22 protein-coding genes are annotated in these 18,265 nt (G+C 47.8%); 2 read left to right on the forward strand and 20 right to left on the reverse strand.

The window, feature by feature from the left end; genetic code table 11:
* Nucleotides 1-65 precede the first annotated feature (65 nt).
* The 3 genes from W04_RS03645 to W04_RS03655 are packed head-to-tail and all read right to left on the reverse strand — an operon-like array spanning nucleotide 66 to nucleotide 2,080.
* Nucleotides 66-1,019 carry a DUF4097 family beta strand repeat-containing protein gene (locus W04_RS03645; RefSeq protein WP_053909841.1) on the reverse strand — a complete coding sequence of 318 codons (954 nt, stop codon included), beginning with the start codon at nucleotides 1,017-1,019 and terminating at the stop codon, nucleotides 66-68.
* Nucleotides 1,020-1,029: 10 nt separating this feature from the next.
* Nucleotides 1,030-1,524 (reverse strand): hypothetical protein, encoded by a 495-nt coding sequence (locus W04_RS03650; RefSeq protein WP_022945635.1) that lies wholly within the window; start codon nucleotides 1,522-1,524, stop codon nucleotides 1,030-1,032.
* On the reverse strand, nucleotides 1,517-2,080 hold the full coding sequence (locus W04_RS03655; protein ID WP_053909842.1) for an RNA polymerase sigma factor: 564 nt from the start codon (nucleotides 2,078-2,080) through the stop codon (nucleotides 1,517-1,519). The genes W04_RS03650 and W04_RS03655 overlap by 8 nt, the downstream gene beginning before the upstream one ends.
* Before the next feature lie 196 nt (nucleotides 2,081-2,276).
* Here W04_RS03655 and W04_RS03660 point away from each other — a divergent pair, with 196 nt between their 5' ends.
* Nucleotides 2,277-2,744 carry a hypothetical protein gene (locus tag W04_RS03660; RefSeq protein WP_053909843.1) on the forward strand — a complete coding sequence of 156 codons (468 nt, stop codon included), beginning with the start codon at nucleotides 2,277-2,279 and terminating at the stop codon, nucleotides 2,742-2,744.
* A gap of 43 nt (nucleotides 2,745-2,787) precedes the next feature.
* Entirely contained in the window at nucleotides 2,788-3,147 is a 360-nt protein-coding gene (yidD, locus tag W04_RS03665) for a membrane protein insertion efficiency factor YidD (RefSeq protein ID WP_082342109.1), read from the forward strand.
* A 94-nt stretch (nucleotides 3,148-3,241) separates the two neighbouring features.
* Here yidD and W04_RS03670 read toward each other — a convergent pair whose 3' ends face one another.
* The 17 genes from W04_RS03670 to hflX form a co-directional block, all read right to left on the reverse strand.
* Nucleotides 3,242-4,987 (reverse strand): hypothetical protein, encoded by a 1,746-nt coding sequence (locus W04_RS03670; protein WP_053909845.1) that lies wholly within the window; start codon nucleotides 4,985-4,987, stop codon nucleotides 3,242-3,244.
* Nucleotides 4,984-5,508, reverse strand: coding sequence for a PilW family protein (locus W04_RS03675; RefSeq protein ID WP_022945630.1), 525 nt, complete (start codon nucleotides 5,506-5,508; stop codon nucleotides 4,984-4,986). Before W04_RS03675 ends, W04_RS03670 begins: the two co-directional genes overlap by 4 nt.
* Nucleotides 5,505-5,915 (reverse strand): prepilin-type N-terminal cleavage/methylation domain-containing protein, encoded by a 411-nt coding sequence (locus tag W04_RS03680; RefSeq protein WP_022945629.1) that lies wholly within the window; start codon nucleotides 5,913-5,915, stop codon nucleotides 5,505-5,507. Before W04_RS03680 ends, W04_RS03675 begins: the two co-directional genes overlap by 4 nt.
* Entirely contained in the window at nucleotides 5,906-6,370 is a 465-nt protein-coding gene (locus W04_RS03685; RefSeq protein ID WP_053909846.1) for a GspH/FimT family pseudopilin, read from the reverse strand. The genes W04_RS03680 and W04_RS03685 overlap by 10 nt, the downstream gene beginning before the upstream one ends.
* Before the next feature lie 4 nt (nucleotides 6,371-6,374).
* Nucleotides 6,375-6,800 carry a type IV pilin protein gene (locus W04_RS03690; protein WP_053909847.1) on the reverse strand — a complete coding sequence of 142 codons (426 nt, stop codon included), beginning with the start codon at nucleotides 6,798-6,800 and terminating at the stop codon, nucleotides 6,375-6,377.
* Nucleotides 6,801-7,459: 659 nt separating this feature from the next.
* A complete protein-coding gene (gene rplI, locus W04_RS03695) occupies nucleotides 7,460-7,912 on the reverse strand; it encodes a 50S ribosomal protein L9 (RefSeq protein ID WP_022945626.1) in 453 nt (150 codons plus the stop codon).
* 35 nt (nucleotides 7,913-7,947) lie between these two features.
* The gene (rpsR, locus tag W04_RS03700) at nucleotides 7,948-8,175 is read right to left on the reverse strand and encodes a 30S ribosomal protein S18 (RefSeq protein WP_022945625.1); all 228 of its coding nucleotides are present in this window, start codon (nucleotides 8,173-8,175) and stop codon (nucleotides 7,948-7,950) included.
* 11 nt (nucleotides 8,176-8,186) lie between these two features.
* Nucleotides 8,187-8,516 carry a primosomal replication protein N gene (priB, locus tag W04_RS03705; RefSeq protein ID WP_022945624.1) on the reverse strand — a complete coding sequence of 110 codons (330 nt, stop codon included), beginning with the start codon at nucleotides 8,514-8,516 and terminating at the stop codon, nucleotides 8,187-8,189.
* Between the two features lie 18 nt (nucleotides 8,517-8,534).
* Nucleotides 8,535-8,876 (reverse strand): 30S ribosomal protein S6, encoded by a 342-nt coding sequence (gene rpsF / locus W04_RS03710; RefSeq protein ID WP_022945623.1) that lies wholly within the window; start codon nucleotides 8,874-8,876, stop codon nucleotides 8,535-8,537.
* 235 nt (nucleotides 8,877-9,111) lie between these two features.
* Nucleotides 9,112-9,849, reverse strand: coding sequence for a 23S rRNA (guanosine(2251)-2'-O)-methyltransferase RlmB (gene rlmB / locus W04_RS03715; RefSeq protein ID WP_053909848.1), 738 nt, complete (start codon nucleotides 9,847-9,849; stop codon nucleotides 9,112-9,114).
* 9 nt (nucleotides 9,850-9,858) lie between these two features.
* Entirely contained in the window at nucleotides 9,859-12,261 is a 2,403-nt protein-coding gene (gene rnr / locus W04_RS03720; RefSeq protein WP_053909849.1) for a ribonuclease R, read from the reverse strand.
* A gap of 77 nt (nucleotides 12,262-12,338) precedes the next feature.
* A complete protein-coding gene (locus W04_RS03725) occupies nucleotides 12,339-12,962 on the reverse strand; it encodes a tetratricopeptide repeat protein (RefSeq protein WP_053909850.1) in 624 nt (207 codons plus the stop codon).
* A gap of 114 nt (nucleotides 12,963-13,076) precedes the next feature.
* The gene (locus W04_RS03730) at nucleotides 13,077-14,393 is read right to left on the reverse strand and encodes an adenylosuccinate synthase (protein ID WP_022945619.1); all 1,317 of its coding nucleotides are present in this window, start codon (nucleotides 14,391-14,393) and stop codon (nucleotides 13,077-13,079) included.
* 114 nt (nucleotides 14,394-14,507) lie between these two features.
* Nucleotides 14,508-14,702: a DUF2065 domain-containing protein gene (locus W04_RS03735; protein WP_053909851.1), complete on the reverse strand. Its 195-nt coding sequence runs from the start codon at nucleotides 14,700-14,702 to the stop codon at nucleotides 14,508-14,510.
* A 68-nt stretch (nucleotides 14,703-14,770) separates the two neighbouring features.
* The gene (hflC, locus tag W04_RS03740) at nucleotides 14,771-15,649 is read right to left on the reverse strand and encodes a protease modulator HflC (RefSeq protein WP_022945617.1); all 879 of its coding nucleotides are present in this window, start codon (nucleotides 15,647-15,649) and stop codon (nucleotides 14,771-14,773) included.
* A gap of 2 nt (nucleotides 15,650-15,651) precedes the next feature.
* Nucleotides 15,652-16,830: an FtsH protease activity modulator HflK gene (gene hflK, locus W04_RS03745; protein WP_022945616.1), complete on the reverse strand. Its 1,179-nt coding sequence runs from the start codon at nucleotides 16,828-16,830 to the stop codon at nucleotides 15,652-15,654.
* 147 nt (nucleotides 16,831-16,977) lie between these two features.
* Nucleotides 16,978-18,261, reverse strand: coding sequence for a ribosome rescue GTPase HflX (gene hflX / locus W04_RS03750; protein WP_022945615.1), 1,284 nt, complete (start codon nucleotides 18,259-18,261; stop codon nucleotides 16,978-16,980).
* Nucleotides 18,262-18,265: the final 4 nt, after the last annotated feature.

Here is an 18,265-nt window from a genome sequence, read left to right on the forward strand (position 1 = left end):
TTCGCTTTTTTGCTGACTGGTAAACAAGAAAAAATAGCGAGCCCTAAGGGCTCGCCGAGGTTGGGTTAGTTTTTACGTAGGTGGGTGTTGCCACTAATGGTGGTTACTTGCACTTCGGCTTCGCCTTGGCCTAGTGTGAAGTGCAGGCTTTCACCCGTACCATACTTGGCTTCCACGGCTTTATCATCGCTCAGCTCATTGCGAATATCGCCGCCAGCATGAGCTTCTAAATCAAACCGTGCTGACAGATCGCTCGGTAGGTAGAGATCTAAATCACCACTGACGCTCTCGGCGCGGATTTGCCCGTCGGCATGAAGCTTCGCCACACGGACCTCAAGCTCGCCATTGACGGTATTAATTTTTAAGCTACCTAGGGCTTGGGCATTGAGCTGTAGATCACCGTTGACGTTTTCAAAGCGGATATCTTCAGCGCGGGTGCTCGATTCCACGTCGCCATTGACTAAGGTCATTTGTAATTGCCCTTGTGAATCAAGGTCGTTGATATCACCGTTGACGGTTTGATAACGGATCTCTCCAGCTAGGTTTACGCCATCAATATCGCCATTTACGGTCTCTAAATTGAGCTTGCCCTGTAACTGCTTGGCGTCAATATCGCCATTCACCGTTTCCACACGGGTATCATTGTGCAGTTCACTGACCATCACATCAACGCTCACCCCTTCCATCACTAAGGCACTGGCATGGGGCATGTATATGGTTAACTTAGACCCCTCGTCATTGTCATTATTATGCCCCCAACTTTGATTGTAGCGTTTGGGCATATCAACAATGAAATCAGTACGCTGACCACGGTTCTCAAGGGTATAGCCCTCGGCTTTGTCATCCAGCTCGCCGGTCACTTTAAAAGTGTTTTTATCCCAACCTTTGATAATGACTTCGCCACGTTGGTTATCGATATAAATACGGCCATCCTTTGGCACGTCGAGTTGCTCATCAATTTTTTCGCCAGCGAAGGCCAAAACCGGGGCTAGCGCTAATGTATATATAATTGCTTTCATTGTTATGCTCCTAAATACGCTGTAATACTGCGCCCTGCTTGGGCTGGTGTACGTTGTTAATTAAATTCAGTTGTTGTTGATAAACCTGCGCGAGCATATTAAGCAAAGCGCGGTTGTTAGGTTGTTCTTCAAGCGCGGTTTTGATTGCTTGCTCCGCTTGCTCGAGCTCTTGCAATTGCTGTTGCCAATTATCGGTCAGCGCCGGTTGTGCTTGATACTGCACCAGTAGGCTCTGCTTTTGTTGCTCGAATACATCGCTTATCACCGCGAATTGGTTACTCGGTTGCGAGCCTTGTTGGCTTGGTAAATTGAGCCCGATTACCGCGACTAAAATGGCAGCGGCGGCACTACCCAAGGCTGGTTTAAACCAGCTTTTATCGGCTGTATGCGTGTGCGCATTAATCCCCTGCTCAATACCGGGCCAAAGATCGCGCTCCGGGCTGATCTCTTTTTGCTGTTGTTGCAGCTGCTGGTTTAGAAACTGCTCAAAATCAGGTTTACTCATGCTCGTACCACTCCTTTAACAGCCCTCGGGCGCGATGGTATTGTGACTTTGAAGACCCCACCGCCATATTCATAATCTTGGCTATCTCTTCATGGCGATAGCCCTCTACTGCATGCAGAACAAAAACTTGCCGTGCCCGTTCAGGTAGCCGCACTATGAGTTTATCAAGGCCGTTAAGCTCATGGCATTGAGCCACTTGTTCATGCTCCATGCCCTGCTCTTCACTGCTCACGACGCGTTGCAGCCAGTTTTTTTGTTTGCGTAAATGGCTAATGGCAATATTGCTGGTTACGCGATGCAACCAAGTACTAAATTGCGCTTTGCCATCAAAGCTATGTATTTTTTGCCACAACTGCACAAACACCTCTTGGCTCACATCCTCCGCCTGAGTGGTGTCAGCCGCCAAACGCAAACACAAAGCGTAGACTCGCTTGATATGCTGCTGATACAGCTGTGCAAAGGCCTGCTGATTGCCCTTTTTCACCTGTTGTATCAGTTCTGCCTCGCTTGGCGGCGGTGGTGCGGTTACCCTTGCCTCTGCGGCATGACCCTGCATGCGATATATCCTGTTGTTGTTATTCGCTTTGTTAATGTATTAGACGCGCACTAAAGTACAAAGGGTTTAAATGGGTTTTAAATTTTTTTAATTTATTTTTATAGCGTGCACAGAAAGTGTAAGGACATTGGATTTTTAGGGCTTATAGGATAATCTTGTGGTGCAAGGAATACGCAGCAATAACGGAGATTCAAGGATGATAGACGAGATACAGCCCAACTATGCAAGCTATTCAATAGACGAACTTGAAGACGCATTAAGGCACGTGGACAGCGAGGCCTACCCGCAAAGAGTGCAAGCGATTAAGCAAGAGCTACAAATCAAACGCGCACAACATACTGCCGCTAAACAAGCTAACACTGAGCACTCAGATAATGAGCAGTTTTTTAAATGCCCGTCTTGCCTTAAGTCCATTAGCTTTTTCTCTAAAGCGGCAAACTCTTGGGGGAAAACCAAAACATGCCCGCACTGCGGCGCGCACTTCGAAGTTCGCATGAACTATGTTGCTTTAGCTATTGCCGTGGTGCCTTTGGTGTTCGTGCATCGCCTGCTATTCATACCGATTTTAGCGGCGATGGGGCTACCTGGCGCTATCGGCATGGGTATTGTCACCGGCACGGCTATGGCCTTGTCGATGCGCTTTAAAAAGCCCTCTCAGGATTAATTTATGGCAAACGCTCAACGGGAAAACTTATAAAGGTCGACATTTGAATAACATAGCAATCATAGTGATACGCCTATACCAACGCTTTGTCTCCCCTTACAAAGGATTTCGTTGTGCCCATGCGTGCTTACATAAAGGTGCATCTTGCTCTAACGCCGTCCTTGCCATAGTAAAGCAACACGGCTTTTTTCGTGGTTATGCCAATATCAAAGCACGATTGCATGCCTGTAAATTGGCCCACGCCACACTGCAACTCAACGCTCAAGAAGATAGCAACAAACGCAAAAAGAAAGAAAACCGCCATGACTGCTGCGACCCATCCGCAGCATGTGACGCAGCCAGCTGTGCCGGCAAAGGTAAGCATTGCGACTTAGCCGAGCTACCTTGCAGTTGTTGGCCTTAGATGCAAATACTGGCTTTTACCTCGCGCATAGATGCAATGCACTAAAAAGCCCCTTTATAGGGGCTGAGGTTGGTAGTAGGAATAGTTAAACTCGCTAAGGTGATAGCTCCTCAGGGGTTTTATACTGCCAACCAAGGAATATCACCCGGCGCTGACCACCTAAATTTCCACCTTGTGACTTTTTCAGCGCGGTGTCGTAATGAATATCACCATCACCACATACACTGACCCTTTTCCCCCGAATGGCGCCGTACAACTCACCACTGGCACCAAACTTTACATTGCTATAGGGTGCATAAATAGTTCCGTACATTTGTCCCGTGCCCGATAGCTCAACACCAAAGTCGCCCCCGCATTGGGTTGTTGTGGAGTTGTCTTGATACCCAGAATACAGACTGAAAGGCGGTAGCTTGTTGCTATTAAGTGTTTTCTTGAGCACGTTAACGGGTTGCTGAATTTGACTTTTACCTTGAACAAATAACGTCAAACTTGCACCTTCATTGATATTTAGTGCGCTATTACCATTGGTTGTAAGCTTGAAATCGCCATTAATGTAAAAAACGACATCTCCCTTTGCAATCGTCAATTCAGCTCCATTAATAATCAGATCATCTAGAAAGTATACCGATCCGTATTGCCGCCCCAATATAGAAGTTGAGGTTGGCATGTAGATAGAACCAAAAGTATCACGGCCTTGTTCGTCGTCGAACTGTGCATGATTACCCCATCCTGTCACATTGAGTCCCTGACGAGGCAACTTTTGCTGCAGCTTTGCTAACTCAGAGGGCAACGAGTAAGGATCACAGTTGGTGTCTGGGTCTTTAGGGTCGTGGTTAGGATCCTCGCTATTACTGGCAGGAACAGCGGGAACGGTAACAGTTTGGTGATAAGGCGCACCTTTATAATTAGTGCCGGCGATAGAGTCTTTATTATTTTCTTCCGTGGTATTGTTACCACCATACAGAACGGCTAACCCATTATTGTTGATATTTCTAACAGCAAATGAGGGAGTAAAATGAACATCTTGCTCGGCTCTTACCACCCCTAATATATGGCGCCCCTGATAAGTAACACTGCCTTTTGCCAAAATATCACCGCCAATTCGCGTTTTCACAGGAAAACCAGGCGGTATCGTATAATCTCCTGAGCTACCGCCACTGACATCAATATCGCCATTGGCATGAACAGTCCCGGATATAAATCCTGCTCCGGTAATGTTGATGTTTCCTGTTGCACGCACATCACCCCACGTGGAAGAACCACCACTGACAACGATATCCGCATTAGGTGAAATCGTTTTCACATGCGCCTGGGTTGAGGCGTTGTCGCGATCGTACTGGCCATCAAGCTGCTGCGAATCATAGCTATCTATGTTCCCACCCGCTGAATTTAAGACTCCATCACAGCCAACTATGGCGGTGTTAAAAGGCGCATAGCCACCGTTACTGGTAACAGCGTATCTGGCCACTAAATTAGCCTCTGCTTCACCAGCATAACGCTCTCCTAACGCAGCGATTTCCAGCTCACCCGCCCCATTTTTATTTAGTTGTGCACGATACTTTAGGTCTCCCTTATGAATGGAGCCACTGTGTGCTTGCTCAGTTTGCGCTACGAGATCGTCAATATCAGCATCAGGGTTTGCATGCAGTTGCTGCTGCACTTTCTCAGCCTGAGCAAAAACGGCTCGTTCAGACATCATCCGCGCATTAACTTTCTTCTGAAAGTTGCCACTGAGGCGCTCTTGCACGATGCTGTCTTTTAGCGAAGTAAATACCACCACGCCAGCGACCACGGTTAATAACATCACACTGACTAGAGTGAAGCCCTGCTGTTGCTTCATGAACTTGCTCCATATAGTTCACTTAAAATTAATCGCGACGCTGCAATATCGATTTGTACTTGGCCTCCAAACTGCTGCGGCAGTCCCTGAGGAGTAACATTAATGGTGGTGAGCTTGGTGGTCGCATCATAGCTAAAGCTGAGCGCTGTCACACCGGTCAGGATGTCTTCGCCACCAGCGCCCATATCGCACTGTATACGCCCATCAACCAAGCGGTATTGCTCAATATAATCAGCGCTAGGCGTGGTGCCCAAACACGATAAAACGCCCGCCTGTTGCTGAACCCGCAGCGTACTGCCATCAGCACTGACCACAGGCGCAAATGGGGTTTGTTTAAGGCTGCGAGTGAGCACCTGAGAAGTGAAACGAACCACCTCTTGGGCATTTTCTAGCTCTTTAGTCGCACTTACAGTGCCTTTGATAGTGGCGTAAGAAAGCCCAACGCCAGCGATTAAAAAGCTACCTACGGCTAAAGCAACCATTAGCTCAACCAAAGTAAAACCTAAATGAGCGCGTTTCATAAGCCACACTCCGCAGCCGAGAGCGTTGGATATTGAGCAAAAATGCGCAACTTAGATTGCAGGCCATCATCAAGGCGACTATCTGGCCACTGCACTTCAATGGCTAAATCGTCATTAAAGTTGGCGGGAAAGGTAATGCTGTAGTCATCGATTTGCGGTGCCAAGGTGGTGTTTTTGAAGTTGCCGTTAAAACCACCGCCATGCTTGAGCGCGCATAAGTTTGGCCAGATGCGCTCTGCGGCATTGTTAGCCTGTACAATGGCCATGGTGTAGTTGAAGCTGCTCGTCGCATACTGCAATGACTTGAGTTGTGCGCTGCCCAGCCCCAACAAGGCAATGGCTGCGATCGCCACCGACACCATAATTTCTAATAACGAAAAGCCTGACTGTATTGCTTTTACACGCATGCTTCACCTTCCTCAGCTAGCCAGCTTTGGCCGCTGCGTAGTACGCATAAGCGATAGTCCGTGGTACTGGCATCATTGTCAGTGATCAATATATTAGCGGCGTTGTTAAGCTCACCAGTGATAGCAACAATGCGGTTAGGCAGCGCAATCGTTAGCGAGCTATGTTGCTTGGTAAAAGCTCTTAGCACGGCTTCATTCGCTTCACCTGGATTGGCTATCACCTGCCACTGTTCGGCTTTAGCGCGCAAATTAATAGCTCGCTCACGCTTAACAGCTTCGCTGCGAGCGAACTTAAACACACTATGAAGTTGGTTCGCGTGATTGACAATGCGGTCTTGCTTTATGAACTGTATATACGACGGCGTGGCGATAATGGCGGCGATAGCGATGATTGCTACCACCACCATTAACTCAACTAAAGTAAAGCCTAGGGCTGAATATCTTCCTTGATGCATTGGGTTAGTTCCCCCAACAATCGTCGTCATCACCACCGCTAGCGTGTTGCTGACCGACTTCGTTGATACTCAGGGTGCCACACTCGTCGCCACTCTGTGCAGCTTTGGGAATAGCCCGCAAGGTAAACTTTTTAGCATCATAATGTGCGCCGCCGCTACTAGAGATAGCTGGCTGCGGCGCATACCGTAAGGTGTAATAATCAGATGTAGGGAGGGTAAAGTTGCTAGGGTATCCGCCCATACGAGAATATGTACGTTCAAGCACAGCAACAACTTGCAGCATATTTTGTTGCATATCCGCACGGCGACCTCTTTCCATATACTCGCTGTAGGCTGGCATCGCCACTGCATACAAAATACCGATAATAGCGACCACTATCATCATTTCTATCAGGGTAAAACCGCGTTGCAGCATTCCTTGTAAGCGCATTGTTTTGCCTAGAGTTTTATTAAGACTGGGTTAAGATATAATGACAACGCTGTCAAAGTCAACTTGTGCTATCGTCGCACATTGTCTGCCAATATATCGTGATGAAAAACTTTATTGAAAATATTTTTGTTACTAATCATAAGCTTAAATTAAACCTATTAACTTAATAAAGTAATCGGTAACAAGTAAAAGTTCCGGCTATTAATACTTTTCAACTTAATCGTCCCTAAATTAGATATTGGTAATACAATATCACAATAAATATTTAGTGCAATAACTCTAAATATACTTTTACAGGGTAATCATGCTAATTACGTCTAAACAAACAGGCCTTTCCCTCCACTATCACCTTTAAAGGTGGTCGCGGTAATAAATCAGTGTTCATTTTGGCCGAAACGAAAGAAATCGAGTAGATAGGCAGAGCCTGTCAGGTTGACACCTGACCTACAGAAGTCAGTCTTTTTGATTCGCGCTTTCGATCTAGGCTTTTTGTGGAATGCGCTTGAAACAACGAATAGGAGTGAAAGCGGGTATAAGAAAGAACAGCTTCACTGTCGCCGCTTGAGGATCACAAGTTCTGCGAGAAACGAGCAATGTCAACATCAGACAGGCATAAAAAAACCGCGCCTAAGCGCGGTCTTTATAAAGCTAATCGACGATTAAGCTTCAGCAATAACGATCACTTTGATAGAAGCCATCACTTCTGCGTGAACCTGGATTGCTACGTCGAATTCACCTGTTTCACGGATAGTACCGTTAGGTAGGCGAACTTCTGATTTAGCTACTTCGATGCCCGTTGCAGAGATCGCATCAGCGATGTCACGAGTACCGATTGAACCAAATAGTTTACCTTCGTCACCAGCTTTAGAAACTAGCGTCACTTCTGCAAGTGCTTCAAGTTTCTCAGCGCGAGCTGTAGCAGCAGCTAGCTCTTCAGCGATTTTCGCTTCAAGCTCAGCACGACGTGCTTCGAAAGTTTCGATGTTAGCTTTAGTTGCAGGAACTGCCTTACCTTTCGGGAACAGGAAGTTACGTGCGAAACCAGATTTAACAGAAACCTGGTCACCTAGGCCACCTAGGTTTGCGATCTTGTCTAGTAGAATAACTTGCATGTCTCTACACCTTTTAAAAACTGTTAATCCGCTGCTTACTTGTGTAAGTCAGTGTATGGAAGAAGGGCTAGGTAGCGAGCACGCTTGATAGCAGTTGCTAGCTGACGCTGATACTTAGCGCTAGTACCTGTGATACGGCTAGGTACGATTTTGCCACTTTCGGTAACATAGTTTTTAAGAGTAGCTAGATCTTTATAATCGATTTGTTTTACGCCTTCCGCTTTGAAGCGGCAGAACTTACGACGTCTGAAGTAACGTGCCATGAGTATTTTCCTCAATTAATTCTTTCAATTTGCTGAGCATGCAGTACCAGTTGACTGAGACCATTTCGGCCTTGGTGGCGGTTTAAAAACCCCCGCACTCGCACTGACTGCTCAACTTGCAAATATTGTGTTGCTGATTGATGCTCCGAACCACTTGCTACCACCTGAATACGCACATAACTTTGACGGTTTAGTTGCGCTTCAACCTGTATTGAACGGTGCTCTAGCACGAAAATACAGTGGGGTACACCGGCCGGGCTTTGACTGAACTTAGGGGCCTTACAAACAGTGCCACCTAATTCGACTAGATTGAGCGCTTGCTCACTAGGCGTTTCAGCCATTACAACCACGCAGAACGATTAAGCTTCAGCAGCTTCTTTTTTCTCTTCTTTTGCAAGAGGAGAAGCTTCAGTTACTGCATCTTTAGTGCGCATAACTAGGTTACGAAGCACTGCATCGTTGTAGCGGAAAGAAGTTTCAAGCTCGTTGATTACTTCAGTTGGTGCTTCAACGTTCATTAGAACATAGTGTGCTTTGTGAAGCTTTTCGATTGGGTAAGCCAGTTGGCGACGGCCCCAGTCTTCTAGACGGTGAATCTTACCGCCAGCTTCAGTGATAGAACCAGTATAACGCTCGATCATACCAGGAACTTGTTCACTTTGATCTGGATGAACCATGAATACGATTTCGTAATGACGCATGGGTATTCCTTACGGTTAATATAGCCTTCCACCGTTTCGGCCGGTCGGTTTAAGGCAAGGAATTAATGTTAAATGGCCGAAATGAGCGCGTATTCTACGCATTGTTGGCAAATTAAGCAACTTAAAAGAAGGCGAATACAGGCAAATTACACCTGATTGATGTGAGGTAATGACATAGAATATGGAGTCAGGCACACACCTTACAATATCAAGGGGGGTGCATGCCTAACTGGCGTTATGCGCTTCGCTGTCTGAGCACTTCAAACAAGCTAATGCCAGTCGCGACCGAGACATTTAGGCTAGATACCGTGCCCACCATAGGGATTTTCACCAGCACATCACAGTGTTCACGCGTTAAACGGCGCATCCCATCGCCCTCAGCTCCCATGACCATGGCGATAGGGCCGGTGAGGTTGGCATCAAACAAGGTGGTATCGGTCTCTCCTGCCGTGCCGACAACCCACACCCCCGCGTCTTTAATTTCGCGCAAGGTCCGTGCGAGGTTAGTGACTTGCACTAACGGCACCACTTCGGCGGCACCACAAGCGACTTTTCGTACCGTCGCATTTAATTTCGCCGACTTATCCTTAGGCACGATAACCGCGTGCACACCGGCAGCGTCCGCACTACGCAGGCAGGCCCCCAAATTGTGAGGGTCAGTGATGCCATCTAAAACCAATAAAAAGGGCGTTTGCTCTCGGCTGATAATGGCGTCTAAGTCGCGCTCGTTATATTGTTTGCCTTGGCGAACTCGAGCAATAATGCCTTGATGCTGTTCGCCTCGGGCTTTGTCATCCAGCGCTTTACGCTGCATAAACTGCACCGAAATACCGAATTGCCGAGCCTGATTGATCAACGCATTTAGACGCTTATCATCACGCCCTTTTAAAGCATACAGTTCAATGAAGCGCTCGGGCTCGCGGTTGAGGATGGCTTCGACACTATGAAAACCAAAGATTAATTCGTTACTCACTGGGACTCTCTACTTTTTCGTTTTCTTACGAGCATTTTTACCTGCTCGTGACTTTTTCTTGCTTTTACTGGCCTTTACATTTTTGCCAGCTGTTGCTTTTTTGTCTTTAGAGGCTTTCTTTTTACCGCCACTTTTCTTACCACCGGGTGTTGGCTTCTTGCCTTTTCCTGGGATATCGCCCGCTTTAAGCTTATCGCGTACCGAAGGCTTTTTAGCCTTGCGCCGAGCATAACGATCGGGCTCTTGTTGCGCCAGGGCAAGATTAATACGGCGCTCTTCTAAAGAAACCGAAGCCACTTGCACCGATATTTTATCACCCATGCGATACACAGTACGACTGTGCTCACCGACAAGGCAATGTTTAGCGCCATCGAAGTGGAAAAATTCATCACCCAGGTTAGCAATATGAACCAGGCCGTCTATTTGCAGGTCATCTAGGCGCACAAACAAGCCAAAATTAGTGACCGACGAGATAACCCCGCCAAAGTGCATGCCAACATGATCTTGCATATACTCGCACTTCAACCAATCAGCGACTTCACGAGTCGCATCATCAGCGCGGCGCTCGGTCATCGAGCACTGCTCACCGAGTTGATCCGCTTCATCATCGTTGTATTCATACTCACCACTGGTTTGCTGCCCTTGCGCTTTGAGTATGGCCTTGATAGCGCGATGCACGACCAGGTCGGGATAACGACGAATTGGCGAGGTAAAGTGCGCATAGGCAGGCAGTGCCAAACCAAAGTGACCAATGTTGTCAGGCTGATAAACGGCTTGCTTCATCGCTCGCAGCAACATCGTTTGAATCAGTCCCAACTCAGGGCGTTCGGCTAATTTGTCGATGGCAGCGGTAATCTCCGCTGGCTCGGGAGAATCCCCAAAGGGGTTCTCTATGCCTAGCTCACCCAGGAACTGGCGAAAGTGTCCAAGCTTCTCACTGTCCGGTTCATCATGCACACGATACAAGGCGCTGGCCTCGTGCTTTTCTAGTAACCGCGCCGCTGACACGTTCGCTAAAATCATGCATTCTTCGATAAGCTTATGGGCGTCGTTACGCACAACGGGTACTATAGACTCAATTTTGCGCTGCGCGTTAAACACAAACCGTGTTTCCAGGGTTTCAAATTCGATGGCGCCACGCTCCTGGCGCGCCGCTTTTAGCGCCATATACATCTGCTGTAAGTCTTGCAGATGACCCACTAGGGGCGCGTACTCTTCACGCAATTTTTCATCGCCTTCTAAAATTGCGTGCACCTTGGTGTAGGTAAGGCGGGCATGCGAGTTCATCAGTGCTTGATAAAAACGATAGCCTGAGAGCTTACCGGCTGCGGAGACGGTCATTTCCGCAACCATACACAGGCGGTCGACCTTAGGATTCAGTGAGCACAAGCCATTGGATAGTACCTTAGGGAGCATGGGAATAACTTGCTCGGGGAAGTACACTGAGTTACCGCGATTAATCGCTTCTTGATCTAAAGGGGAGCCTTTTTGCACGTAATGGGAGACATCAGCAATCGCCACCCATAGGCGCCAACCACCGGACTTTTTGCGCTCACAAAATACAGCGTCATCAAAATCTCGGGCGTCTTCGCCATCAATGGTGACCAAGGGCAAATGACGCAGGTCAACGCGCCCTTGCTTGTCTTGCTCTGCCACCTGTTCGCCTAAAGGAGCCACCTGCTCCTCAACCTCTTGTGGCCACTGATGAGGGATTTCGTGATTTCGCAGCGCCACCTCAATTTCCATACCCGGTGCTAAATGCTCACCGAGCACCTCTGTGACCTTGCCTACCGCATTCATGTGGCGGCTTGGGCTTTGGGTGATCTCAATTTGCACCATTTGGTTGTGGCGCGCACCTTTTTCTGCCCCAGGGACAATAATGATATCTTGCGTAATGCGTGGGTCTTCTGGCACAACCACGGCCATACCATGCTCAACAAAGTAACGGCCAATGATTGGCGCACGCTCGCCTTCAAGTACTTTCACAATGCGTGCTTCAACCTTGCCACCTTGGCCACGTGAGCCCGCTTTAGCTAACACCACATCGCCATGTAACACGGTGTTCATTTGGTGGCGAGCAATAAACCAGTCTTTAGGTTCACCTTCGACTTGCAAAAAACCAAAGCCATCACGGTGGCCAATGACCTTACCTTTGACTAAGCCACTGTCATCGGGAATAACGTAGCATTTGTGCTTATTGAAATGCAGCTGCCCTTCACGCTCCATGGCGCGCAGGCGGCGCTTAAAGGCAATTTGACGCTCACTGTCATATACATCCAGCTCGGAACAAAGTTGGCTGAAATTAGCAGGCTTAGCGCGTTTTTTAATGTGGTCGAGGATGAACTCGCGGCTGGGGACGGGGTTTTCGTATTTTTGCTGTTCTCTATCGAGGTATGGATCCTGTTTGGTCATTCAATAACTTATACGGTGACTTATGGTGTTATTTTAACCCATATCGGGAAAAGGCAACAGGTAAATACTGTTAAACTTTATTGATCAACGGGTAATCGTGCCCGTGCAACCACGCTATCGGGCATTTTTTGCGCCAATTTACTTAACTGCGCACCAATTTCCTTGTGTAGGTTGCGATCTGCAACTTGGGTATGAAACAGCCAGCGATAAGCATCTTCATAGTCGTGTGGACTGCCGTAGCCCTGATTAAACAGCTTTACTAAACGCATTTGCGCTGGCAGGTTGCCTTGTGCAGCGGCTTCACGCAAATACACGATAGCCATCGCTTTATCGGCCTGAACTAAGCGGCCAATATCATAGTAACGTCCCAGCTGCTCTAACGCCTCGGCTAAGCCCTGCTCAGCGGCTTGGCGCATGTAGTAAACACCTAAGTCCACATCTCTTTCGACACAAACATTGTAAGCAAGCATATCACCGTAGAGGAACTGATAACTGGGCAACTTCATTTTACTCGCGCGCGCGGCAATATCTTGCACAAGTTGGCAATCATCATCCTGCACCCGCTTTAAATGAGCGTTTTTACGTATCAACTTAACCAACTCATCCTGTGTATACAGCTGTACGGCCTCTAACGGCTCTGCCGCATGAGCTGTGGTGCTTAGCGCACTGGTCAGTAATAATATGGTTAACAAATGGCGCATGACGCTCCTTTGACGAATCAACTCTCTCATTAATCTATAGCAAAACCAGTGCCAAAATTGGTATATACAGGCACAAAAAAAGCTGCCGCAGCAGCTTTTTTTCACACCCTACGCTTATTCAGCAAATGGGTTGCGCACAATCATGGTTTCAACACGATCAGGGCCGGTTGAAATAATATCAACCGGAACACCGGTGATTTCTTCAACACGCTTGATATAGTCGATTGCCGCTTTAGGCAAGTCTTCAACACGAGTAACACCGAAGGTGTTATCGCTCCAGCCTGGCATTTCTTCATATACTGGCGTGACTTTTTCGTAGCCTTCAGCAGCAAGCGGTGTGACGTTAGTAACGGTGCCGTCTTCAAGCTGATAGCCAGTACAAATCTTAATAGTTTCTAGGCCATCAAGTACGTCCAGTTTGGTCATACAGAAGCCTGAGATGCTATTGATTTGTACCGCACGGCGCATGGCCACAGCATCAAACCAACCTGTACGGCGCAAACGGCCGGTCGTAGCACCAAACTCATGGCCTTTTTCGCCAAGGTGTTTACCTACTGGGTCTTGCTTATCAACGCCATCATAAAGCTCTGTCGGGAATGGACCTGAACCCACACGCGTAGTGTAAGCTTTAACAATACCCAACACATAATCTAGGTTCAGCGGGCCAAAACCAGCCCCTGTCGCTACCCCACCGGCGGTGGTGTTAGATGAAGTAACATATGGGTATGTACCGTGGTCGATATCCAGCAACGTGCCTTGTGCACCTTCGAACAGGATGTTGTCGCCTTTTTCACGGGTCTGATCCAATAGCTCAGTCACATCAACGACCATCGATTTCAGGATATCAGCCACAGCCATGGCATCATCAAATGTCTTTTGGAAGTCGACTGGCTCAACTTTGTAGTAGTTTTCTAAAGTGAAGTTGTGGTACTCAAGAATTTCGCGCAACTTATTGGCAAACTGCTCAGGGTTGAACAAGTCACCAACACGAAGACCACGGCGTGCAACCTTGTCTTCATACGCAGGACCAATACCACGGCCTGTGGTACCAATCGCTTTAGCGCCACGCGCCTTTTCACGTGCCATATCAAGCTCAACGTGATACGGCAGAATAAGCGGACACGCTTCAGAGATAAGCAGACGCTCGCGCACCGGCACGCCACGCTCTTCAAGCATGGTAATTTCTTTCATCAATGCGTCGGGGGCCAGAACTACGCCATTACCGATAACACATTTTACGTTGTCACGTAGCACACCCGACGGGATCAGGTGTAGAACTGTTTTCTCGCCATCAATCACCAAAGTGTGACCAGCATTGTGCCCACCTTGATAACGGACCACTAAAGATGCTTTATCTGTAAGGAGGTCTACGACCTTTCCTTTCCCCTCGTCACCCCACTGGGTGCCTAGTACAACGACGTTTTTACCCATTGCAAATTCACTTAGAAAAAATTAGGCGCAGATTTTATCAGAAAAGCCGGGGGCAGATCACCCCGTTTTGGTTATTTTTTCCGCTAATAGAAAATTCATTGCTAGCTCAGCAAGCTAGACGAGGTTAATAAGGTGGAATAGAAGCGCGCCAGTAAGGATTAAGATGATACCCACCACTTTCAAGGTGCGTTCATCACTGCCAGCTAGCTGCGCCATGTATGCACGCCACTTTTTTGGAAACAGTGCTGGGCCTAGCCCTTCAAAAATAAGCATAAGCGCAAAGGCGCTTACTAACAATTGCCAGCTCATTAGACTCTCTCAGTGACAAAAAAGCCCCGAGGCGATTGCTCTCGGGGCTATTACTGACTATAACGAGATTACTGTGGTTCTGCGTTCTTCATGTACTTGAAGAATTCACCATCAGGCTCAATCACCATCACGTCTTGCTTGTTTTTAAAGGTTTTCTTGTATGCATCTAAGCTACGCAAGAAACCAAAAAACTCAGGATCTTTGTTGTAAGCGTTGGCGTAGATTTTTGCCGCCTGTGCATCACCCTGACCACGTACAGAACGGGCATTACGCTCAGCATCGGCGAGCATAACCGTCACCCGACGGTCCACTGAGGCACGGATTTCTTCCGCTTTCTCTTGACCTTCAGAACGGTGCTCTTTCGCTACAGCGGTACGCTCAGCACGCATACGTTGGTAAATAGAATTACTCACCTCGTCTGGCAGGTTAATTTGTTTAACCCGTACGTCGAGGACTTCAATTCCGAGCTCGCGAGCGCTTTCAGAGGCTTGAACCAAGGCTTCTTCCATTAACTCACTACGCTCACCAGAAACAATTTCTTTGATCGTGCGCGCACCGAAGTTGGTACGAAGGCCATTGTTTACTTTTTGCTTTAGTAGTGTTTCAGCGTAATTTTTATCGCCACGGGTACGTAGGTAAAAATCACTGAAGTTTTGTACTCGCCACTTCACGTAAGAATCAACGATAAGGTCTTTTTTCTCACTGGTTACGAAGCGATCCGGGGTTCCGTCTAAGGTTTGAATACGCGCATCGAGCTTACGCACTTGCGCCACGAAAGGCACCTTAAAGTGCAAGCCTGGCTCATACACCACAGCGTTGTCGGTATCGTCTTTTTGTACTTTAGAGAATAACAACACAATAGCGCGCTGCCCTTCTGGTACTACAAACACCGAAGAAAACGAAAGTACTACTGCAGCAATAATGAGGATTATACTAAAATTTCTCACTGCTATCTTCCTCCGTTAAAGCGGTCTTTAGAGAAACGATCATTGCCAGAATTTACTTGGCTGTTACGCGATGCATTGGCACCTAACTTGTTACGTAAGTCTTGAATGCTATTAGCGCTAGGCAAGGTGATTTTTTGCCCTGACTGATGCTTATCTAGCAGCTTGTCCAGCGGTAGATACATCATGTTGTTACCACCTTCGACATCAACAAGCACCTTCGTGCTGCTGCCTAGTACTTGCTCCATAGTCTCTAGATACAAGCGTTGGCGGGTCACATCTTTCGCTGCTGCATATTCAGGCAATAGCTTTTCAAAACGAGCCACCTCACCTTGTGCTTCCAAGGTAACGCGTTCACGGTAGCCCTCAGCTTCTTGGGTCATACGCGTTACTTGACCACGGGCACGTGGCTCAATTTCACGGGCATACGCCTCAGCTTCGCGGATAAAGCGCTCTTCATCCTCTTGCGCAGCGATAGCATCATCGAACGCATCTTTTACTTCAGCAGGTGGGCGTGAGTCTTTAAAGTTCACGTCGGTCACTATCAGGCCAAGGTTATATGGTTCGATAATGTCGTTTAGCTCATCCCAGGTATTTTGACGCACAATTTCACGACCTGTGGTCAGTACTTGGTCCATTTGCGAATGGCCCACAACATAACGTAGAGCACTGTCCAATGCCTGCTGCAGGCTGTGATCAGCGTCAGTTACACTGTACTTGTATAGATAAGGGTCAACCACACGGTACTGTACTTCAAACTCAACGCTCACGACGTTTTCATCTTCGGTGAGCATAAAACCGGAAGCAGACAGCGAACGCACTGCCTCAATATCAACAGGGATAACACGCTCGATAAAGGTCGCTTTCCAGCGTAAACCGGGCTGTGCAATACGGTCAAACTTACCGAATTGTAGTACCACACCTCGCTCGGCTTCTTTGACGGTGTAGAAGCCACTTAGGCCCCAGATGATCGCAGCAATTACCAGCACGATAAGCAATCCAACGCCGCCTAAACCGCCGTTTTTATTGTTACCGCCTCCTTTTTTACCACCAAACAAGCCACCAAACTTATCGCTGTACTTTTTCAGTACTTCGTCTAAATCTGGCGGTCCTTGGTCACGACCACCTTTATTGTTCCAAGGATCTTTGTCGTTGCCATTGTTACCCGGCTCGTTCCAGGCCATAGCCATACTCCATAGTTATCAATGTTTGTTGCTAGGGGTAATGCTATCGCAGCATTACCGTTGTTGTCATACTTAGTCGACAGATTTATGCCCCCAAGTTGACGCAAGAAAATCATGGTTGACGCTACTTTAGCGCATTTTCATGCACTACGTAAGATAGCCATCAATTTGTTCACCAATTTCCTTTTTCAATTTATTCCATTCGCTCATTGGTACGTTAACGCTAAGCAGCCAGTTTCCTTGCTCATCGAAGTCCTCTGAGCTAATGCTATTGAGATTGTATAACGCGCCGCGCAGCCGCCCTTGTGAAGGGGGCACACGCAAGTCGGCATTGAGCATTTGCTTCGCGAGTAACTCACTAATAGCCTGCTTCAGTAGCTCCATTCCTTGACCTTGCTGCGCCGATAGCCAAACTCGCATCGGTTTGCCTTCATCATCGCGGTCAATGCGCGCCTCAACGTCTTCAAGCTGGTCAATCTTATTGTAGATGAGTAGCTGCGGTATTTCGTTCGCCTCAATCTCTTCTAGTACTTCTTGTACCTGCTCTATATTCTCTTTACGACGCGAGTCTGCCGCATCGATTACATGCAGCTGTAAATCGGCTTCACGGGTCTCGGTCAGCGTCGCTTTAAAGGCCGCGACTAAGTCATGCGGTAAGTGGCGGATAAAACCTACGGTATCGGCCAAAATAACACTACCGATGTCTGGCACTTCAAGCTTTCTAAGTGTTGGGTCTAAGGTCGCGAACAGTTGATCCGCAGCATATACCTCAGACTCGGTAATGCGATTGAACAACGTTGATTTCCCAGCGTTAGTGTAGCCAACCAGAGAGACACTCGGGATTTCGTTGCGGTTACGTGCACGACGCCCCTGCTCGCGCTGTTTAGCGACCTTATCTAAACGCTTTAAAATACTTTTAATGCGCCCTCGTAATAGCCGTCTATCGGTCTCCAGTTGCGTCTCACCGGGGCCGCGTAAGCCAATACCGCCCTTTTGTCTTTCTAAGTGCGTCCACCCACGTATTAAACGGGTGGAGATGTGCCGTAGCTGCGCCAATTCAACTTGTAATTTACCCTCGTGGGTGCGGGCGCGTTGAGCAAAAATATCAAGGATAAGTGCAGTTCTGTCGAGCACACGACATTGACACAACTTTTCCAAGTTGCGCTCTTGTGATGGGCTTAATTCGTGGTTGAATATAATGACATCTGCGTTGTGGGATTTGACAATCTCAGCTATCTCTTCTGCCTTCCCCGTGCCGACGAAAAGCTTCGGGTGTGGTGCCTGGCGACTGCCTTGCACAACCGCCAGACTGCTAACACCTGCAGAAGATACCAACATTTCCAACTCATGAAGATCTTCTCTATCGCCTTCATGGGGAAATTCGATGTGAACTAAGACTGCCTGTTCGCCGGCTTCATAACGGTCAAACAAGCAT

The sequence above is a fragment of the Pseudoalteromonas sp. SW0106-04 genome, from assembly GCF_001293805.1.
Lineage (GTDB): Bacteria > Pseudomonadota > Gammaproteobacteria > Enterobacterales > Alteromonadaceae > Pseudoalteromonas > Pseudoalteromonas ruthenica.

Excerpts from the sequence above, each read along its gene's own strand:
- W04_RS03730 (WP_022945619.1), bottom strand. The coding sequence starts at position 14,393 with ATGGGTAAAAACGTCGTTGTACTAGGCACCCAGTGGGGTGACGAGGGG.
- W04_RS03650 (WP_022945635.1), bottom strand. The coding sequence starts at position 1,524 with ATGAGTAAACCTGATTTTGAGCAGTTTCTAAACCAGCAGCTGCAACAA.
- rnr (WP_053909849.1), bottom strand. The coding sequence starts at position 12,261 with ATGACCAAACAGGATCCATACCTCGATAGAGAACAGCAAAAATACGAA.
- W04_RS03725 (WP_053909850.1), bottom strand. The coding sequence starts at position 12,962 with ATGCGCCATTTGTTAACCATATTATTACTGACCAGTGCGCTAAGCACC.
- rpsR (WP_022945625.1), bottom strand. The coding sequence starts at position 8,175 with ATGGCACGTTACTTCAGACGTCGTAAGTTCTGCCGCTTCAAAGCGGAA.
- W04_RS03675 (WP_022945630.1), bottom strand. The coding sequence starts at position 5,508 with ATGAAACGCGCTCATTTAGGTTTTACTTTGGTTGAGCTAATGGTTGCT.
- hflK (WP_022945616.1), bottom strand. The coding sequence starts at position 16,830 with ATGGCCTGGAACGAGCCGGGTAACAATGGCAACGACAAAGATCCTTGG.
- W04_RS03735 (WP_053909851.1), bottom strand. The coding sequence starts at position 14,702 with ATGAGCTGGCAATTGTTAGTAAGCGCCTTTGCGCTTATGCTTATTTTT.
- W04_RS03670 (WP_053909845.1), bottom strand. The coding sequence starts at position 4,987 with ATGAAGCAACAGCAGGGCTTCACTCTAGTCAGTGTGATGTTATTAACC.
- W04_RS03690 (WP_053909847.1), bottom strand. The coding sequence starts at position 6,800 with ATGCGCTTACAAGGAATGCTGCAACGCGGTTTTACCCTGATAGAAATG.
- W04_RS03680 (WP_022945629.1), bottom strand. The coding sequence starts at position 5,915 with ATGCGTGTAAAAGCAATACAGTCAGGCTTTTCGTTATTAGAAATTATG.
- priB (WP_022945624.1), bottom strand. The coding sequence starts at position 8,516 with ATGGCTGAAACGCCTAGTGAGCAAGCGCTCAATCTAGTCGAATTAGGT.
- W04_RS03685 (WP_053909846.1), bottom strand. The coding sequence starts at position 6,370 with ATGCATCAAGGAAGATATTCAGCCCTAGGCTTTACTTTAGTTGAGTTA.
- rplI (WP_022945626.1), bottom strand. The coding sequence starts at position 7,912 with ATGCAAGTTATTCTACTAGACAAGATCGCAAACCTAGGTGGCCTAGGT.
- rpsF (WP_022945623.1), bottom strand. The coding sequence starts at position 8,876 with ATGCGTCATTACGAAATCGTATTCATGGTTCATCCAGATCAAAGTGAA.
- W04_RS03645 (WP_053909841.1), bottom strand. The coding sequence starts at position 1,019 with ATGAAAGCAATTATATATACATTAGCGCTAGCCCCGGTTTTGGCCTTC.
- W04_RS03660 (WP_053909843.1), top strand. The coding sequence starts at position 2,277 with ATGATAGACGAGATACAGCCCAACTATGCAAGCTATTCAATAGACGAA.
- W04_RS03655 (WP_053909842.1), bottom strand. The coding sequence starts at position 2,080 with ATGCAGGGTCATGCCGCAGAGGCAAGGGTAACCGCACCACCGCCGCCA.